We start from the raw sequence: 18437 nt of genomic DNA on the forward strand, positions 1-18437 counted from the left end.
GCATTAACTCGCTCCAGCTTGTAATGCTCCAAGCGCTTCGCGCAAATGTTTCAATGCTTTTAGGCCATTGGTTTCCGCCTTCTTGGCCTCTTGTAAGAGATTAACTGCTTTCACGATGTTTTGTGGATCACTAGGATCTCCTCCATCAGGGAAAGGAAACAGATCAGAAAGTCCTTGTAGTGCCGATGCCACAGTTTCATAATGATGTAGAGCATCCGTTATGAATGTCCAATCATACGCTACAAATTCTTCCTTTATACCACGAAGAAATTGTACAGCAAATTGACGTAACTCCGAATAAACTGCAATATTATACGCATTAAAAAACGGGACAATCTTATCCCCTCTAAAAGCTTCGATCCAAGCATCATAAGCAGCAAGCCCTTTTGTTAAATCGCCATCTACATGTTTAATGGATTCCTTCATGTTCCCATGCTCCCATACCATATCGAGCATATTACATAATGCTGTCAGTCGGTCAATATTGTTTGGCTCGGTGAAGGCAATGAGTCCGACTTCAGAGGTTTCTCCCTTTCCAATTTGTTTGTATGGTAAGGTCTCCTCTTTTATCTTGTCTAGTGCATATAGCTGTTGCTCTTTATCATTATAACCATATACGAGTCCGAACTCCGCATGGAACAAATCCCACATGATCACCGGAAGTCCTCTATCAATCGATTCGTGAATTGTGTTGAGAACATCAGTGACGATCAGTGGTTCCACAGGAAGAAAGCTTAATACTTTTACATCATTGCCAAGATTGGATAATGCTTGCGGGAAGTTCTCTTCCCCAGCAAAAATGAACGGACCACCAATATGAACCGTTTCTTTGAAAATATTAAGAGAAAAAGCATACCCTGTCAGCGCATTGACTTCAGCAAGGGAAATACCCTTCTTTTCGCTATACTGCATCAACCCCCACAAGCAATAAGTGACCGATGGTCTTGAACCTATAAAATGACTATCACCAACCCGCTCCGTATATATTATAGGCCGTTCCAAAATTCTTTTTGTCATACATTTTTTCTCCCTTCTCTTAATCAGATGCTCGTTAATAAGATCCTTCATCACTCGACATTCGTCTATATCATGATAGATGCCATAACAGGAAAATTTCTATCATGTATTTTGAAAAAAATTAATTTTTCTAAATTCTTTTTATGTACTACGACTATTTCTAGCTGCGACATGATTATCCTGTTTTGTAGTTCAATCGGGTAGGAGGCTTCCCATTAGTTGAGTAGCCTACCTCCCATACCACTGTACGGTAGCCGTTAAAAATATAACGCAACACCATTAGAGAAATTACTCCAACCACTACAGTTCCTAATAAGCTGCGTGTAAATACAGCTGTTGCAAACGTTGGTAATGATGCAAACAAAAAAAAGTTGTTTTTTAAAGGTGAAAGTTCCCCGTTATGTATGAATAACTCTTGCCCTACCAAAGCTGCCATGACTGCGATTGGAATATATTTCAGCCAGCGCATTCCCCAATCAGGTAATTGTAGGCGGCTAAGAACAATAAGTGGCAACACTCTAGGAATGAATGTAACTATAGATGCCCCTATAATAATCAACAAAATTGACCATCTTACTTCCATTTTTCCACCACCATTCCTATTATTGCGGCAATTATTGTTGCCACTATGACACCTACACTTGCTGACGACACCAAAGTTACTCCGATAACAATGACTACAGCAATTATCGCAACACAGACATCTACAAAAATTTTCGCTCGGCTAACCATCATTAGAACCAGAAGTCCTATAAACATAGCTGGTAGAGCAAAATCTAGACCAAGCTTCTGGGGATTTGTAATCCATTCACCTAAAAACGCACCGGCTATAGTGGCAACAATCCAGTTTATATAAGCTGCTATATTTAGACCATGCATCCATCTTTCACTAATCAATTTCTTATTCGCTGCTTGATTAATGGCGACACCAAATGTTTCATCTGTGAGTAAAGAACCAATTATCATATTCTTTAAGGGTGTAAGATGACGAAAATAAGGTGATAAAGCTGCACTAAGTAAGAGGTGGCGGAGATTAACGAAAAAAACAGTAAAAATAATAGCTGCTGCCGAGGCGTTCGTTGTAACCATTCCAGCTATGATGAATTGCGCTGATCCAGCATAGACAAGTAAACTCATGAGTGTGATTTCAGCTATGCTTAGTCCTGATGTTTTTCCTATTACACCTGCAGCAAATCCTATACTCAGGTAACCTAACAACGTAGGAATGCAGTCTTTTACTCCTTGGAAGAAACTCTCTTCACTAATTACTATCCCATTATCATTAATGTGGGAATTCTCTTGCATCTTCTGATCCTCTCCTGCTGTTATTCATAATGCCCTCCATACCAATTGATTGTCCATTATATCGTTCATTCTGTTTGAATGTCTACATCGTTTTTATTAGAGTTCTCTTTTTTTATGGATCAGGTAACAAAAAAACTGACGACTCATGGTCGTCAGTTTTTCCAATTCAAATGATTGGTTAGGATGCAGAAAAGCAATAATAAACTGTGATTGAATACCATTTATGAAAAGGAGATCTCTCAGCATGCATTCAGATTTCGAAAATGCTTTTACACGAATTCACCTGTTGTATCATGCGAATCAACATGCACTTACACCCGAGGAGATACAACCCGAAATTAACAGTCACGGCTATCAATTTAGTCCAGAGAAAGTTAAACAAGAGTTGGATCATCTGACAGGCGAAGGTTACCTATCTAACGCGGGTTCCCAATACGATATAACAACAAGCGGCAAAGATGAACTGCGAAGTGTCCAGCAGCATTTGGAAACATTATATCAAGAAGTTGCAAAGAAACAAATATAAGTAGTCTTCTTATGAAGTTCGAAATCAATCTCCCGTGCGTTTTGTAAAATCGGACAGGAGATTGATTTATGTTCGATAAAGTTCTGTTGGATTTGGGATGAATTGAGACAATTCATAAATACCTAAAGTTCCTTCAATTTGAGAGATTTGTTGAACGATCCGTTCAAATCCATTCGTTTCAAAATCTTCGCGTTGGACCAGATCCAGATAACTTTGATTTTAAGATGAAATGACTTAAATTATTTTTCCATATTAAACTGTTGGAGGAATGCGCGTGCAGCTTCATTTAGAAGGAAAAACAGTACTTGTTACAGGGTCTACGTCAGGAATCGGAAAAGCGATTGCCACATCATTAGCGGCAGAAGGAGCGATCGTATTTATTAATGGTCGCAATGAAGAAAAAGTGATGAACACGATTCATGAAATTCGAAGCAGGCATGCCGGCTCTAAACTCGAAGCCGCAGTCGCGGATTTAGGAACAAAGCAAGGATGTCAACAGGTGATTGAGAAATATGCTGACGTTGACATTCTGATTAACAATCTCGGCATATTCGAAGCTACCGAATATTTTGATATTCCGGATGAAGATTGGTTTAGATTCTTCGAGGTCAACATTATGAGTGGTATTAGGCTCTCTCGCCACTACCTAAGCCGAATGATTCAGAAAAAAGAAGGCCGAGTCATCTTCATTGCCAGCGAGGCGGCCATCATGCCTTCGCAAGAAATGGCTCATTATAGTGCAACCAAAACCATGCAGCTTTCGATTTCCCGGAGCATAGCCGAGCTAGCTCGTGGAACTAATGTAACAGTCAATACCGTTATGCCTGGTTCGACTTTAACTGAAGGTATGGAGTCTTGGCTAAAGACACTGTATCCGAATGAAAAAATGACAGTAGTAGAAGCTGAGGAACGATTTATGAGAGAGAATCGACCAACATCCATCATTCAAAGGCTTATTCGACCTGAAGAAATAGCCAATCTTGTTACCTTCCTAAGCAGCCCTCTTTCCTCGGCCATTAACGGTGCCGCTTTGCGGATTGACGGAGGACTAGTACGCAGCGTGTTTTAAGATTCGCTTTTAAAAATGGATTGAGGAATTTCCTCAATCCATTATAGTATTCATGAAAGAGACCATATAGAAGTCGATCTATACGGTCTCTTTCAGCTTCTTCAATAACATTGTGGGGCCGATCACCGCCTTATACCTGAACAGCGGCACGGGCTCCTTTCTCAACAAACTGATCAGCTCCTGCTAGGGGAACTGGCATTCTTCGTTATAGCCTGACTTAGAAGTCAAAATTGTCAGGGTCCGGTCCAACCCGAAGGTTCTGGTTCAGTTCATCCATGCGTGCCATCTCTTCACTCGTCAGCTCGAAGTCGAACACCGAGGCGTTTTCGATAATCCGGAGAGTCTTCGTCGACTTGGGAATCGTGACGATACCGTGCTGTAGATCCCAGCGCAGGATAACTTGGGCGACCGATTTGCCGTGACGGATGCCGATTTCTTGCAGCATCGGGTTGTCCAGCAATTGGCCCTGCATCAGAGGCGACCATGCCTCGATCTGAATGTCATGTCGGCCGCAGAAGTCGCGGAGCGCTTGCTGGCTGAGCCGCGGATGGAGCTCGATCTGGTTCACCATCGGTTTGATCTCGGCATCTTTCATTAGGTCCTCCAGATGATGAGTCTGGAAGTTGCTGACACCGATCGCTTTGACGCGTCCGGCCTTGTACAGCGCTTCGAGCGCACGCCAAGCGCCCTTGTACTTGCCAGCCACCGGCCAATGAATCAGGTATAGATCTAGATAATCCAGCCCCAGCTTCTCCAAGCTGGTCTCATAGGCAGCGAGTGTCGCTTCATATCCGAGATCGGCGTTCCATACCTTGGAAGTGACGAACAGGTCTTCTCGGGAGAGTCCCGTTTCTTGAAGGGCTTCACGGATGGCCTGGCCTACACTGCGCTCGTTGTCATAGATGGCCGCCGTGTCGATACTGCGGTAGCCATGGGCGACAGCCGCTTTGACCGCGTCTATGAGCTCGGGACCGTCCGCGACTTTGAATACGCCGATGCCAAGCCAAGGCATTGCCTTTCCGTTATTTAGAGTCGTAGTTGCTTGCAGATGCGTTGTCATAGATAAAACCTCCAGTAAGGAAAATAGTAGATTTGAATTCATGATGTCTTGTTGTAGTTGGCAGCAGCCCTAGTCATTTTGCCGTGGCTGCTTGTGCGGCGCGAACGGACATGCCCTTGCGTTCCAGTGCCATGCTCCAGCTGGTCAGCAAAACCGCGGTAAGGACCATGACAGCGCCGATCCAGGTGGTATGAATCAAACCCATCGAATCGGTGACCACACCACCCAGATAGGCCCCAATGGCGATACCCGCATTGAATGCAGCAATGTTAACGGCGGAAGCGACATCCTTAGCTCCCGGCGCGAAGCGCTCGGCCAGCATGACGACATAAATCTGCAGCCCGGGAACGTTCATGAAGGCCAGTAGGCCAATGAAAAAGATCGTGATTAGCCCAGCTACCTTGAATGGCGCGGTTATCATCAACACTAGCAGCACAATCGCCTGCAGTATGAACATATAGAACAGAGCATTGAGCGGTCGGCGGTTGGCCACCTTTCCCCCGATAACATTGCCGATCGCAATCGCAACGCCGTAAATCAACAGAATGACCACTACTGTGCTTTCGGCAAATCCGGTTATCTCATGCAGCAATGGGGATAAATAAGTAAATACAACAAAGGTGCCTCCATATCCGAAAGCCGTGATGGCGAACGCAAGCAGCAGCCTTCCATTCGTCACCAACTTCACCTGCTCACGCACCGGGGTTGGAACTCCCTTACGTAGCGAAGCGGGAATCAAAATCAGGTTCGCGATCAGCGCGATCAGGCCGATGACGGCGATGGTGACGAAGGCCGTCCGCCAGCCCATCTGCTGGCCGATCCATGTACCGAGCGGAACGCCGGTGACGGTAGCAACCGTCAGACCAGAGAACATCATGGAGATCGCACTAGCCCGTTTGTTCTCCGGCACGAGATCGGCGGCGATGGTCGATGCAATCGACATAAATACGCCGTGCGACAATGCGGTTAGCACGCGGGCCGTCAATAGGATACCTATACTTCCGGAAACCGCCGCCAGACTGTTGCCGGCGATAAAAACAACCATAATGGCGATCAGCAGCAACTTGCGGGACACTCCTGTGGTGAGTGAGGTCAGTACAGGAGCCCCAAAGGTGACACCGAGCGCATACAGGGTTACGGTCAGTCCTGCTGTTGTTACAGATATATGAAGGTTTTCAGCGATTAGAGGCAGCAGCCCCACGCTGATAAATTCGGTAGTTCCAATCGCATAGGCGCTAATGGCGAGGGCCAGAAGCGCGAGCATACTTCGTTTTTCCATTTGCATGTTTTCTCACCTCTAATCGTGTTAATGATCAATCGTGGTACTCATCGGCCGATATATGCTATTATGAGAGGTGCAATCATCTTTGGCTAGTACGCACTTTAAAGTACTATAGGTACTAAAAAGTTCCTATAGTAAATGGAGGGCTCCGCATGAGCACAGGAATCAATAAGAAGTATAATATTTCGGTGGAAGCGACCTTGGATGTTATCGGAGGAAAATGGAAGTGTGTGATTCTTTGTCACTTGACGCGCGGAAAGAAGCGGACGAGTGAGCTTAAGCGCAGTATGCCCAGCATTACCCAGAAGATGCTAACCCAACAACTGCGGGAACTGGAGGCAGACGGGATCATCACCCGAATTACGTATAATCAAGTCCCGCCCAAGGTCGAATACGAGCTGAGCGAATATGGGTGGAGCCTTAAGCCGATTCTGGATGCGCTTTGCTCCTGAGGAGATAGCCATATTATTAAAGAATACGGCGATAAGCTCACTGTTTTGGAGGACAATATATTTAATCATTGAGATCTGAACATGGATCTTTCCACGATTCCTTTGAACAATAAAAAAAGGAATACTTGAGCTGATGCTACAAGTATTCCCGAGAGAGTACCGAGCCTAGGTACTCTCTTTCTTTGTGGGATTCAACTGAAATTTTCTCTTCGACCGGACCAACCGAATAATCTCCATGCTCCCTTCAATGCCATAAGAACAATCATCTTCTTAAGCCATCAATCATTCAATCGTACCGGTGCGGGCAATATTTACTTGCACATCCGTTTCAATCTTCGCCTGCGGGAACATGTCATGCCATTTCGCTCTGCTTAGCTCTGCGTGCCTAACCGAACTTCTGTAGATTTCGCCAAATCCAACAGTATCCGAATTGAGGCGCTGCAGCTTCTGAATCAGGTGGTTGAATTCTTCAGCCATCGACTTGGATATTTCCTGCTGCAGCAGTACCGTTGCCTCAGCGTTATTGAAGTCGTACTGATCGGTGATTTCCTGGACCTCCACATTTAATTTTACATTCACCTTAAACTCCAATTTTTCTTTAGAAATGAGCTTTATTCGAGCATTTTTATCCAAGGTAGAGATCACCACTTTCACATCACTATCAGGCAAATTCTCCCCATGAATGTATGGAAGAAGCTTTTCTCGCTTTATCCTCAACTCCTTTAACTTGGTTTTCTGTCTACCCCGCAATAGCTTGAGTAAATACCCCTCGTCCGGACTAATAGAGCCTACGAGATGATCATCATGGAACACAGCTAGACCTGAAATCTCTATTCCCCCCTCACGCTGTTTTATCATTGGAAGAACAGGATCTTTGCCGGCACTGTAAAAATCACTGCGAAAATCGTGCATGGTGCAGGAAGGAACCCACTCCTCCGTTATATGATGTTCAAGCATTTCATACAAAAACATGCCAATATTCGTAATTTTGGTATTTTTGATGTTCAGCAATTCATGCGATGTACCCTCACTTACTGACAAATAAATCATATCCCCAAAAAGCGGATCACGGGCCATATTTTCCACGATTTCAAGAATCCCTTCCTTACTCAGTTCCTCACCAAACATTACAACCCGAACCTGTCCGCTCACGATCTTATGGGACAGTTGGTTATTGCTATTGATACGTGCGCCTTTACCGCTGTTGCCGTAAGAAGAAACGATTTTCATTTTCTCTTTTGCCTGTGCCTCAGGGTTAAGGAGAGCAGATGTTATATAAAGCTCACCTTTCGATGTTCTATCAAATCCGAGTGCGATCGTTAATCCTAGCTTCTCTAGGACATTCGATTGAACACAACCTGAGAGCATACATATGCTTAACATGACAAGTAGAAGTCTATGCCATAAAGTTCTCATCCCCCATCCCTCCCTACTGCTTTCGCTTTTCTCCATTCAGCAAAGTAGGTGATTGCAAGCAGTAAGCACGGATAAACGTAGGACGCAAATAGGGCAATGACGCCGATATAATCATTCAACGCATTGATTTGTCCTCGATTTTGAAGCAGCGTCGATGCTGCAAACACGACAATAGCCACCCCATACAACGTCGCTTTTTGAGGCCAGCCAAACAATAATGAAGTACCACGGAGGAACGACCATGCCAGCAGCATCACCCCAGACAGAACAACAAACATCCATAAAGGTGTGATAACAAACTCTATTCGCTCCAAGAACGGATACTTAATGATTTTAAGTTGAGTAGTCGAACCCCAAATCGTCTTTAGTAGCTGCACGTCACTATAATAGATAATGGAGACTATCATAAGAAAGAGATACAGTATATTGGTATATAACACACTTCCCTGTGCATACTTCATCACATTTTCTTTATCCTTGACCCGCTTGTACACAAAATAGATGGCTTCAAATCCTGCTATCGTAAGTCCCATCTTCATCGCTCCGGAAAATAGCTGCGGAAGCGTAGCTTCATATATTGGCAGCATTCTGCTCCACACCGCATATTTCAGAGGATTATAATACAACAACGATATGCTCACGATGATAATAAGGCTGATGCAACTGAGCTGCAATACAACGCGGATCCCACCTAAGCTGCCATAGACCGTTAAAATGACCAAGATGAGCGAGAGCAGCCAAGTCGGAAAATCCGGGAAGACCCAGGACTGCACGATCTCTATATACGTCCGTACAATCGTCGTCATGTCGAGGAGGATATATATGAGAAACAGGATGCTTAACCCCCCGCCAATCCATCTGCCAAAGAGCTTTTGATGAATCTCATACAGATCGAGTGACTGATGTTTTCGCAGCGTAGTTACGATCGCCCAGACAGAAATGTGGGTCGCTATTCCTGCTAGTATGACTGATATCCATGCGTCTTGATGAGCAGCCTTGTAAACAAAGCGTTGGAATCCAAGTATGCCAACGCCAATTTGAGCATTGCATATTAGGAAGAACAGCATATAGGCCTGAAAATAAAATGGTTGTTTTGTTTGTCCCCCAGTTTTCATCCTTTATTACCAAAGTTGTAATTAATCATCGATATCTCCCATCCATAAAGAACGAAGCTTGAAAGACTTAACAAGCTTGCGTAGATTATGTCCCTTCGAGGTTAACCCGTGCGGCTCCGGGAGAAGCAGTTCATGGTGCGCATCTTGTTCTCTCTTCGAAGGTTTAATTGGATTAAAATACGCCTTGCCAAGGCTCGTCTGTCGAATTAAGTGCAAGGTAACGAGCAGCGAAATGAACGCGATGCCAATTCCCCCCCAAACCCCCGCAGATATGATCATGGGATAGTGAACTAGTCTTAGACTACTGCTCATCGTATAATCTGGGATTGCAAAAGAACCAAGCGCCGCCAGTGCAACGAGCAAAATAAGTATATTGCTTGTAAATCCAGCTGCAACTGCCGCCTGCCCGATAACGATACCGCCTACAATACCCATCGTTTGTCCTACCTTGGTAGGCAGTCTTGCTCCTGCTTCGCGAAGCAGTTGCATCGTAAACTCCAGAATAAGAGCCTCGAATAGGGGAGGGAATGGAACTCTTGAACGCGATTGGATTAGAGAAACAAGCAAAGATGATGGGATAATTTCATAATGGAAGGTGAGTGCTGCAACATAAGCTGGAGTTGCAAACAAAGAAATTATTAATGCCACCAATCGCAGTGCACGAAGGAAGGTCCCAAGGCTCCAACCTATATAACGATCTTCAGGTGATAGAAAAAAATCGATGAACTCATTTGGACCAATAATCGCAAGCGGACTACCGTCCGCAATAAGAACAACCTTCCCTTCCAGTAGGGAATTGCTCGCCAAATCAACACGTTCCGTCAACCTCAACTGAGGAAATACACTACCATCGTTATCCTGCAGCATATGCATCAATTCTGAGCTTCCCGTAATGTCGTTGCCCCGAATCGATTGAATTCGTTCACGCAATTGCGCTGCACACGACTGCTCTACTCGATTATCCATGTAGAATAGACTAACTGTTGTTTCTCTGACATTTCCTATTGTGTACTGTTCGTTGCACAACGCAGGGTCAGGAATAGATGAACGCAGCATCGCAGCATTTGTCCCCAAATCTTCTGTAAAACCAAGCATCGGACCAAGGATGGTCGCTTCATTCTCTGGGGCAGCCAATGACCGTTTGGGCATATTGGAAATGTTCGCTGCAACGCCACCCTGTGGAGTTGCAATATATACCCAGCCTCTCGCTACTAATGGAATGGCTTCATCCAGAGAGTTCGCTGATTGGACTTCCCCAATTGGCAGCAGGTCAGCAAGCTGATCTCCTAGCGGTGTCTTATCTAAGCACTGTAGAGGGTATACAATGAATTCAGCTAAATGTGCCTTGTCAATAAGCTCTGACACAAAGCAAACGGCTATCTCAGAAGAGATTGAGCGCACTACCACATCTGCACTTTCGTGAAAATGCATCTGTAATTGTTCTCGCAGCGCTGCCGAGAATTGGTCCATTGATCGAATCCCTCCTATGAATTAATGGCAGCAAATGAGATTAGCTGTGTCTAAATGGATAGTTAGACAAATTATTCCCTTTTGCATGAATATCATGCGGAATTGAAACGCTGGACATTGCAAACACAAAAAACCGCCACCTGAATGTATCAGGTAACGGTTCCGACTCACTAAAGCTTAACATTATAGTATATATTAGAGAATGCCCAGCCTGCCAAATGAATGAACAATACAATCCCCAGTGCAGGAGCAGCGGACAATTTGACACCACTTGCTATTAAGATAAACAGGATATAGATCGCTGCGAGCGTAATTTTCCATGCGACTGCTTGAGATTTATTTGAAATAATATGATATCTTTCATCAAGTCCCCTTCGACGTGCTGATTGCTTGCGCCCCCACCATATCCCCAATAATCCTCCAATTACAGCTAACAGTATCAGTAGTAAGACTCCAACTTGATCCCAATTCATGATTACTCACTTCCCTTATCAAAAATAAATACATCTTCTATGTAGCGATCAAACACTTTCGCAATTTTATAAGCCAATTCCAAGGATGGATTATATCGACCATTCTCAATGGATATAATCGTCTGTCTCGAAACGCCTACTCGTTCAGACAACTGTTCCTGTGTTAGCCCTAATGCTGCTCTTAGTTCTTTAATGCGATGTTCCATCCAACCCCTCCTCTATGTAAAAGAAACTTTACGTAAAGCATACTTTACTTTTAACCGTATGTCAAGCATGCTTTACATAACATTACTTTTCTTCAATTAGCCCCCATAATAAAAAGGCCTATTGTATGCAAAATATTAAGCATACATCGGCCTAAGTGAAATAAACTCTACATCAAATCACCTTCTTTGTTCCCCTCTTTTTCATATACTTGTTGCGTAAAATGATTTAGTGAAGCGATGCATTCATCCAATTTATTTTGACTTTCTACACTGGAATGCGATTGGAAAAAATCACGGTTCAAAATTTTTCGGTGCCACCTTTTGAGCCGAACCAATTCTACTTCATTTTCTTCTACTTCGTGATATGTGAATTTCCCCCTACTCGTTTCCTTCTTAATTTCTTCAAAAAAGGCATTACAGTTCTCGATAAATTCCGCATATTCGACTTCACGTTGTTGATTAAATGCGTGGATCATCTCCTCTTCAGTAATATCCGAAAACTGTTCAACCTCTAACACAATAACCTCGCCATGGTTTTCGGAAATGAGATTTTGAAGTTTAATTGCTTTCTCTTGGATACTTGATGTAAGTGGAAGTACGCATACGGATTGCTGTAAATAAAAAGCCCCAATTGATTTTAGCGTCCGCCATATACGAACACGCAATGTAGATGGCTCTGCAGGTACACGATATGATAATATAAGCCATTTCCGCTTTTCGCTCAAAAATATTTCCTCCTATTCCTTATTTTAAAAATGAAACACTTGTTGCATTTATCAAAATGTTATACTATATATAAATGTAACATTTGTTTCATTTTTGTACAACTTTAAGGGGGAATCGTCTTGGTCGTCTTGAAAATGTTTGCTTTGATTTTATCACTTGGAATGGATACGCTTATGATTTCAATGACTTTAGGGTGTATTAAAACTAAAAGTAAAACGAAAATCGCACTTACATTTGCATTTGCAGAGGCACTAATGCCATTAATTGGGCTATTCATCGGAAAAGGCGCAGGTCAACTCATTGGTAATTGGGCTTCATTAATTGGGGCAACTGCTCTATTGACGGTAGCCATTTGGTTAATCTTCTTTGAGGACGAGGATAACGCAGAAGAAAAGTTGGAAGGGAATTTGATTGGTTGGACATTATTCATAACAGCACTTAGTATCAGTTTGGATGAATTGGCAGTTGGCTTCTCAATCGGTCTTGTTGGAGTACCTATTGCGTTAACCATCAGTTTAGTTGCGCTTCAAGCATTCATTTTTACGTTTGTTGGACTTACGTTTGGTTCAAAGTTGAAAAGATATCTTGGTGAATGGTCAGAGAAATTAGCTGGCATTATTCTTGGATTGCTTGGATTGTGGATACTAGTTGATGCCATCACACATTTATTACATCATTAATCATTTTTGAGATATGTGTACACACAAAAGACTGATCCTCATGTACAGGATCAGCCTACGTTTAGCGATTCTTTTAATATACAACGATAAAAATAGGTTAGCAGCAGCTTTATCATCGGGATTTTACCTTTGCAAATGATGCTTCTCATGAATTACCTTCATATAATACTGCAAATAACCTTCAGTCATGTTGTTGATGTGAAAATGCTGGGATACGTAGTTCCGAAGTTCCCATGGTGTATACATATTCTGAATATACCGTAACTTTCCGGCCATTTCACTTGGTGTATTACATATATAGTGTGGCAGGCCATGCAGCACTTCTTTTACAGAGCCTTTGTTTAATGCAAGAACAGGGGTACCGCATGCCAGCGATTCGATCATGACCAAGCCGAAAGGCTCACTCCATTGAATTGGAAATAATACACAACGCGCATATTTCAACAAATCCTGCCGCTCCTGACCTCCGACAGGCCCAACGTAAGTCAGCTTATGGTTATTTTTCAGTTTTGGAGAAATATAGCGATTGAAATAACCCGTATCATGTTTCGGTCCTGCGATTATTAGTCGACTATTGGTCTGTTCCGCCACCTCTATAGCTTGGGCGACTCCCTTCGAAGGAACAATCCGTCCTAAAAATAACAAATAATCTTGTTTGGTAGGACTAAATTGATACGCTTCAGGAGATATGCCATTATAAATAAAAGTTCCCTTCCCCCTGCCAACCGAGTGCAAAGCCTCATTGCTTACATATACTGGATGAGATGCATCGGTCATTTTGGGAATATGGCGAGTTGATACAATAGGAATCCCCATAGATAAACTGCTCATGATTGAACTGAACGTATGATCATGGATAATGTCAACGTTCGGAGGAAGTGTTTCTTGAACATATCTTCCTATTGTGAAATCGAAAAATTCATCAAAAGGGTAACTATATAACGTACCGCTGCTGCGACTTCCGCCACGTGCATACAAGATAACCTCATGCCCTCTTTTGGCGATCTCCTCACTCAATTCGAAAACGATTCGTTCAGTCCCGCCATCTCTTGGTGGCGGTAAAATTGTAGTATTGGAGGATACTACAGCGATTTTCATGCATGGTCAGCTCCTTTCGATGTAGACATGATCTGCCTATTGCTGAGCTCGAATGGATTCGCCGGGACATGATCGTGGTGCAAATCTCGAAATTTGATTCTTGCTTCATCAGCTATCTTCTCTCCGCTTTGGTAGCTACCATAACTCCATACAGCGTGTTGTCTTAATCCATATGAATCATGTGAATTTATGTTCGTTTGATAATGATTTCTAAGAATTTGCATCCTCATGCTTTGTCTTTCTGACAAGGAATCAAGGTGCAGATCAAAATTGTTGTTCTCATTGCCAAAATTCATCAATCGTAAAGGTCCACCCTTTAGCATAATGCTGTTATTGCTTTGAGATTCAATTTCTCGCGATTGTTCATAAAAGTTCCAAAATCCGACTTGATATCCCGAATGCCTGAGTATGCCCGCATTAAAGAAAACATTCGCAAAATTCAACCATTTCTGATCAAAAAAGTTACTTGCGTACGGATCGCGTATATCTCTATTCAGTTTGTCAGACCACCACAATAGAAAGTCCTTTGCTTCATCGCTCCGTTTGAGTGCAATAAAACCACCAAAAAAAGTTCCATCATTTAATAGACTCATTTCGCGTTCATAGGCATCTGTAAAATGAACGTCTATTAGATGAGGTGTTACAACGATCGGATAATGATCTAACATGTGAATAGCTTCAGGAATCGGTCCGCAAAAATAAGTAAAACAATCTACGTAAACAACAATATCGGCACTGCGGTCGGTTTCAAACAAATGATGAAGCAATTGTGCCTTAATCGAATTTTGACTTAATGGGACAGTAAGTTTGAACATAAACCGATTAAAGTTAGGGATCGACAAGTTTTTGGCAAGAATGATCTGATCGAACAATACAGAGCTAGAAACCGCATTCGGTACTTCTTCCTCTACAAGTCCAAGGACTATTTTGACATTGGAAATATGCTTGCGTAGAGATTTGGCCATTTCCATCGCATATGGTACATGAGATAAGGTTGCCGTTGTACATACGATCATATAGTCCTGCTCCTCTTCAAATGAAAATGTCGAGTCCTTGTCTTTTTCCCCAATTTAATAATTACTTTTACTAATATGACAATACGTAAACGTCTTCTTAAATGTCTTCTTAAACGTCTTCTTTTATTAAGAGCTACTTTAAATTGCCTGGAAGTGACCTTTGATCGACCTTTAAGTACTAATGCAAGCTGTCGTTTCCTTATCGCTATCTTTCTTCTCATTCTAAATAAACGTTTGAATTTCTTCTTCATGAGTACTTTTCTCCTCCTCTTACTCCATCTGATTCTTCTTCTTTTGGTTATTCGTCGCTTACGTGGTTGTTCGATATTTTCCGGTTTCTCTTGATATTGGCCAAAAAACTCATTGTTAAGATGAAATGGATTAGGATGTTCTTTTTCCAATTTCAAATTATTGCGATAAATTAATCTGGATGCTCTTAAAATGGAAGTACCGTTTGTAAAAAATTGATACCCCCATGGGATAGAAGAAAACCGATGTCTCCCCATATCATTCAACTGTTTGACATATTCTGTTGTTAACTCGCTTAATACTTGGTGATCTTTTACGAAGTCCTCAGACTTAACATTATTCTCCATTTCGTTGATTCCATGATGATGAAGGATATACAATGGCTCACCATTAACCACAATCTGACCATTTTCTCTTCGTGAGATTTGCCGCTCGTTAAAGTTCCAACCTGCAATGTTATAGCCAGGATGCTTAATAACTTCGACATCATTAAAAAATGCGGAAACAAGATTCAGCCACTTCTGTTCTGCAAAAAGCGTATCATATTCAGCAAAATAGGCGTGCCGTTCAAGCCGCTTTGACCACCAATTAATAAAATTTTGGCCCTCGCTTGACCGCGAAACCCCAATAAGTCCTGCATTATACACGCCATATTTGAAATTGTCGTATTCATTGCCTTTGTAAATGTGTTGTGGCGTTAGGAGGATGGAGCTTCTATTAAATCGTCCTGAAAGATCATCTAACGGAGCTAAAACTTGCATATCGCTGTCCAAAAATAATACATGGTTTTCTTCCTTATATTTATTGAAAATGTAGTTCAATAGCGGAGCTTTAGCGAAACAACATGCTTCCCATGCTTCATATTTGAAAATCATTTGATCGAAGTTACCTTTCCAAGTATCCTTGCACAAAATAACTTCATCAAAAAATGGAAATTCGGCAAACTCCGGGTTCAAGCTGCGTTCCACTAGACTAACAACTACTTTGAACTCGGGGTGATGCATTTTAATAGACTGTGCCAATACTTTAGCTCTTGCTATATGGCTATTTGTCACTACTGTGCCTATAATCACGTATTCAGCCAACTCCTTTCACAGTGCCTTATAGTTTTCTAACCAATATATGCAAGTCTATTTGTAAAGTAATAGGCTATTAATCTAGGAAAAAGACCTATTTAAGGCCCTTGTCCCATATATACACAAAAAATCCTCCCACTTCGGCGTAAAGCCTTAGAGGAAGGACAACTAGTTGTCATTATGATGTAGATTCAACGAGTTTGGTAATGACCATTGTTACTTGGGAGAACGGAGTGATCGGTCCACCCTGCGTATCAACACGCAGTTCCAAAGTAGCGGTAGCTGCTGTAACGATAAATAGAGCATCTCCGGAAGTATGACCATCACCATCGAATGTTGGGCCTGCTGAGAAGCCTTGATCTTGGAATTGTCCGTTTACAAATAGCGCCATTTTAATAGTTTCATTGGCATTGAAGATACTAACCGTATAGTTAACTACATATCTTCCTGTCTTCAATACAATCGTAGAATTATCGGGTAAAAGGGTAATATCTGTTTCTCCAGCTGGTGAAAAAATATTTTCATTAAACATAACTGATGAACCTGGATTAAACGATTGGCTTGAACTAAGCGTAATATGAAAACTAGCAGCTGATACAGCCATTAATAGATCACTCACTTTCTGTCGTTAATTTTTTCTCTATCTGATCGTATTATATGAAAGTGAATTCTATCTGCTACTAATAAGAGTCTAATAGATTGTAAATAGATCGTTTAATTAATACTAGAAGAATCACCAATGATGAATTTGCTAGGTTTATTTGAGTTAATAGAACTAGAGATTTCGACTTTGGATCCGAAGATGCTTCCGTGTGCATTGAGATTTGACAGGTGAACATGATCGATCAGAATGCTGTTCTCTATCCGACAGTCGGTCAGGAAACAGTTGGGGCCAATATAAACATAAGGTCCGATAACGCTTCGAACCAGCTTTGCTGAGGGATGAATATTAACAGGTGGAATAAGCGTAACGTTTGCTTCGCGAAGTGATTGTTCATGGGTTGAAGGCATGTGTTCGTGACCTGCATCCAATTTGTATCGATTAACAGCCAGCCAACGATCCGTATTGCCAATATCAAAGAATGGCTCTGTCGTAATGCTGTACGTGACCTGTTTCCCCACATTGATAAGCATCATAATGGCATCGGTCAATTCATACTCCCCGCGCTTAGACGGCTTAAGCTGATCTATTGCCTTCCAGATATCACTACTATAAAAGGCATAAGCACCCACTATTGCCAAATTGGACTTAGGCTCAAGCGGCTTCTCTTGCAAACCAACGATTGTGTTGTTGGAAATATGAGCAATGCCGTATTGCTGTGGATCCTCCACTTCAGTTAGTAAAATGGACGCCGCGATATCTCTGTTGTCCGGTAATGCTATTAATGGCTCCAGTGCGCCTTCTATCAGATTATCACCTAGCATTAAAAAAAAGGGAGCTTCATTAATAAAGGAGTGGGCAGCTTTAACGGCATATGCTAATCCCAGCGGCTCCTCTTGCATTATATAAGTGAGTGACACCCCATAAGCTTCCCCATTACCCAGCGTTTCTGGTATCAGCTTTTGGGTGGGACTCATTACAATCCCGATTTCCCGTATCCCTAGCCTCGCAAATTTACTAATGATAGAGATAACGATAGGTTCACCGTAGACAGGAATCAAACATTTGGGCTTCGTATAAGTGAACGGCTGGAGTCGCGTACCTTTTCCAGCACATAAAATTAATCCCTTCAATAAAATAACCTCCTAACGCTAATTACCAACATCGCCTTTCTTCTAAATGGTTTTGGAAACATACACTGTTCTTGTAAATTACTATATGAATGTGATATGTATCTGCTACTAGTAAGAGTCTAAGTAGAAAGAAAAATACGCCAACACCAAAAAACCTCCGTCAGCTGACGAGGGTTTGTTAAGTTATAACTATTTTTATGTTCATCAGTACAAGAAGAACATTATTTGGCTGCAGATTTAATCGGATACCCACTTTAACCTGGCTTTGTTTTTTAAGTGATCGGGGTGCAACCGTTTTTATCGACTTCCGTGGTGTTCTCCCTCTGGCACAGATCTTTCTCTTCAATAATCTACGCTTCACTGGCTGCATCAGCTGCACTTGAGAAAATCTCCAGGGGGTTAGGTTTAGATTCTCTGTATAGTGAAAAAAACCAAAGGAAAGTGGATTCCAGCATTTGATATCACCG

At 42.3% G+C, this 18437-nt stretch carries 18 protein-coding genes and 2 pseudogenes; 4 read left to right on the forward strand and 16 right to left on the reverse strand.

Annotated features, from left to right (window positions below; translation table 11 throughout):
• Positions 1 to 3: 3 nt before the first annotated feature.
• From E0485_RS00415 to E0485_RS00425, 3 genes and pseudogenes are all read right to left on the reverse strand, one after another.
• Positions 4 to 1017, reverse strand: coding sequence for a hypothetical protein (locus E0485_RS00415; RefSeq protein WP_132415449.1), 1014 nt, complete (start codon positions 1015 to 1017; stop codon positions 4 to 6).
• 259 nt (positions 1018 to 1276) lie between these two features.
• Positions 1277 to 1600: pseudogene (locus E0485_RS00420) on the reverse strand (AzlD domain-containing protein); the annotation flags it as partial.
• On the reverse strand, positions 1591 to 2322 hold the full coding sequence (locus E0485_RS00425) for an AzlC family ABC transporter permease (protein ID WP_132415453.1): 732 nt from the start codon (positions 2320 to 2322) through the stop codon (positions 1591 to 1593). The gene E0485_RS00425 and the pseudogene E0485_RS00420, both read right to left, overlap by 10 nt.
• 244 nt (positions 2323 to 2566) lie before the next feature.
• Here E0485_RS00425 and E0485_RS00430 point away from each other — a divergent pair, with 244 nt between their 5' ends.
• Positions 2567 to 2848 (forward strand): hypothetical protein, encoded by a 282-nt coding sequence (locus E0485_RS00430; protein ID WP_132415455.1) that lies wholly within the window; start codon positions 2567 to 2569, stop codon positions 2846 to 2848.
• Between the two features lie 274 nt (positions 2849 to 3122).
• Positions 3123 to 3917: an SDR family NAD(P)-dependent oxidoreductase gene (locus E0485_RS00435; protein ID WP_132415457.1), complete on the forward strand. Its 795-nt coding sequence runs from the start codon at positions 3123 to 3125 to the stop codon at positions 3915 to 3917.
• 217 nt (positions 3918 to 4134) lie between these two features.
• Here E0485_RS00435 and E0485_RS00440 read toward each other — a convergent pair whose 3' ends face one another.
• Together E0485_RS00440 and E0485_RS00445 are read right to left on the reverse strand one after the other, a co-directional pair.
• A complete protein-coding gene (locus tag E0485_RS00440) occupies positions 4135 to 4977 on the reverse strand; it encodes an aldo/keto reductase (RefSeq protein ID WP_132415459.1) in 843 nt (280 codons plus the stop codon).
• Between the two features lie 73 nt (positions 4978 to 5050).
• Positions 5051 to 6262 carry an MFS transporter gene (locus E0485_RS00445; protein ID WP_132415461.1) on the reverse strand — a complete coding sequence of 404 codons (1212 nt, stop codon included), beginning with the start codon at positions 6260 to 6262 and terminating at the stop codon, positions 5051 to 5053.
• Positions 6263 to 6411: 149 nt separating this feature from the next.
• Between E0485_RS00445 and E0485_RS00450 the strand changes: the two are divergent.
• Positions 6412 to 6783 (forward strand): annotated as a pseudogene (locus E0485_RS00450) (winged helix-turn-helix transcriptional regulator).
• Between the two features lie 210 nt (positions 6784 to 6993).
• On the opposite strand, the gene E0485_RS00455 reads toward E0485_RS00450, so the two are convergent.
• The 6 genes from E0485_RS00455 to E0485_RS00480 form a co-directional block, all read right to left on the reverse strand.
• Positions 6994 to 8127 carry a Ger(x)C family spore germination protein gene (locus E0485_RS00455; protein WP_132415463.1) on the reverse strand — a complete coding sequence of 378 codons (1134 nt, stop codon included), beginning with the start codon at positions 8125 to 8127 and terminating at the stop codon, positions 6994 to 6996.
• Positions 8124 to 9242 (reverse strand): GerAB/ArcD/ProY family transporter, encoded by a 1119-nt coding sequence (locus E0485_RS00460; protein ID WP_132415465.1) that lies wholly within the window; start codon positions 9240 to 9242, stop codon positions 8124 to 8126. The genes E0485_RS00455 and E0485_RS00460 overlap by 4 nt, the downstream gene beginning before the upstream one ends.
• 21 nt (positions 9243 to 9263) lie before the next feature.
• Entirely contained in the window at positions 9264 to 10712 is a 1449-nt protein-coding gene (locus E0485_RS00465; RefSeq protein WP_235857335.1) for a spore germination protein, read from the reverse strand.
• Positions 10713 to 10882: 170 nt separating this feature from the next.
• On the reverse strand, positions 10883 to 11185 hold the full coding sequence (locus E0485_RS00470) for a hypothetical protein (RefSeq protein ID WP_132415469.1): 303 nt from the start codon (positions 11183 to 11185) through the stop codon (positions 10883 to 10885).
• A 2-nt stretch (positions 11186 to 11187) separates the two neighbouring features.
• Positions 11188 to 11391 (reverse strand): helix-turn-helix transcriptional regulator, encoded by a 204-nt coding sequence (locus tag E0485_RS00475; RefSeq protein ID WP_132415471.1) that lies wholly within the window; start codon positions 11389 to 11391, stop codon positions 11188 to 11190.
• A 167-nt stretch (positions 11392 to 11558) separates the two neighbouring features.
• A complete protein-coding gene (locus E0485_RS00480) occupies positions 11559 to 12116 on the reverse strand; it encodes a Chromate resistance protein ChrB (protein WP_132415473.1) in 558 nt (185 codons plus the stop codon).
• Between the two features lie 120 nt (positions 12117 to 12236).
• On the opposite strand from E0485_RS00480, the gene E0485_RS00485 reads away from it, so the two are divergent.
• Complete coding sequence (locus tag E0485_RS00485) at positions 12237 to 12797, forward strand: manganese efflux pump MntP (RefSeq protein WP_132415475.1); 561 nt, start codon at positions 12237 to 12239, stop codon at positions 12795 to 12797.
• A gap of 123 nt (positions 12798 to 12920) precedes the next feature.
• Here E0485_RS00485 and E0485_RS00490 read toward each other — a convergent pair whose 3' ends face one another.
• The 5 genes from E0485_RS00490 to E0485_RS00510 all read right to left on the reverse strand — a co-directional run bounded on the left by E0485_RS00490 (position 12921) and on the right by E0485_RS00510 (position 17970).
• A complete protein-coding gene (locus E0485_RS00490) occupies positions 12921 to 13895 on the reverse strand; it encodes a glycosyltransferase (RefSeq protein WP_132415477.1) in 975 nt (324 codons plus the stop codon).
• The gene (locus E0485_RS00495; protein ID WP_132415479.1) at positions 13892 to 14911 is read right to left on the reverse strand and encodes a hypothetical protein; all 1020 of its coding nucleotides are present in this window, start codon (positions 14909 to 14911) and stop codon (positions 13892 to 13894) included. The genes E0485_RS00490 and E0485_RS00495 overlap by 4 nt, the downstream gene beginning before the upstream one ends.
• Positions 14908 to 16233, reverse strand: a complete 1326-nt coding sequence (locus E0485_RS00500; protein WP_132415481.1) for a hypothetical protein — start codon at positions 16231 to 16233, stop codon at positions 14908 to 14910. Before E0485_RS00500 ends, E0485_RS00495 begins: the two co-directional genes overlap by 4 nt.
• A 181-nt stretch (positions 16234 to 16414) precedes the next feature.
• A complete protein-coding gene (locus tag E0485_RS00505; protein ID WP_132415483.1) occupies positions 16415 to 16840 on the reverse strand; it encodes a hypothetical protein in 426 nt (141 codons plus the stop codon).
• Between the two features lie 110 nt (positions 16841 to 16950).
• Entirely contained in the window at positions 16951 to 17970 is a 1020-nt protein-coding gene (locus tag E0485_RS00510) for a sugar phosphate nucleotidyltransferase (RefSeq protein ID WP_132415485.1), read from the reverse strand.
• Positions 17971 to 18437: the final 467 nt, after the last annotated feature.

This window comes from Paenibacillus albiflavus, from assembly GCF_004344915.1.
Taxonomy (GTDB): Bacteria; Bacillota; Bacilli; order Paenibacillales; family NBRC-103111; genus Paenibacillus_AM; species Paenibacillus_AM albiflavus.

Bases quoted from the DNA above. Each gene is read 5' to 3' on its own strand.
- E0485_RS00415 (WP_132415449.1), bottom strand. From the start codon at position 1,017: ATGACAAAAAGAATTTTGGAACGGCCTATAATATATACGGAGCGGGTT.
- E0485_RS00425 (WP_132415453.1), bottom strand. From the start codon at position 2,322: ATGCAAGAGAATTCCCACATTAATGATAATGGGATAGTAATTAGTGAA.
- E0485_RS00430 (WP_132415455.1), top strand. From the start codon at position 2,567: ATGCATTCAGATTTCGAAAATGCTTTTACACGAATTCACCTGTTGTAT.
- E0485_RS00440 (WP_132415459.1), bottom strand. From the start codon at position 4,977: ATGACAACGCATCTGCAAGCAACTACGACTCTAAATAACGGAAAGGCA.
- E0485_RS00445 (WP_132415461.1), bottom strand. From the start codon at position 6,262: ATGCAAATGGAAAAACGAAGTATGCTCGCGCTTCTGGCCCTCGCCATT.
- E0485_RS00455 (WP_132415463.1), bottom strand. From the start codon at position 8,127: ATGAGAACTTTATGGCATAGACTTCTACTTGTCATGTTAAGCATATGT.
- E0485_RS00460 (WP_132415465.1), bottom strand. From the start codon at position 9,242: ATGAAAACTGGGGGACAAACAAAACAACCATTTTATTTTCAGGCCTAT.
- E0485_RS00465 (WP_235857335.1), bottom strand. From the start codon at position 10,712: ATGGACCAATTCTCGGCAGCGCTGCGAGAACAATTACAGATGCATTTT.
- E0485_RS00470 (WP_132415469.1), bottom strand. From the start codon at position 11,185: ATGAATTGGGATCAAGTTGGAGTCTTACTACTGATACTGTTAGCTGTA.
- E0485_RS00475 (WP_132415471.1), bottom strand. From the start codon at position 11,391: ATGGAACATCGCATTAAAGAACTAAGAGCAGCATTAGGGCTAACACAG.
- E0485_RS00490 (WP_132415477.1), bottom strand. From the start codon at position 13,895: ATGAAAATCGCTGTAGTATCCTCCAATACTACAATTTTACCGCCACCA.
- E0485_RS00495 (WP_132415479.1), bottom strand. From the start codon at position 14,911: ATGATCGTATGTACAACGGCAACCTTATCTCATGTACCATATGCGATG.
- E0485_RS00505 (WP_132415483.1), bottom strand. From the start codon at position 16,840: ATGGCTGTATCAGCTGCTAGTTTTCATATTACGCTTAGTTCAAGCCAA.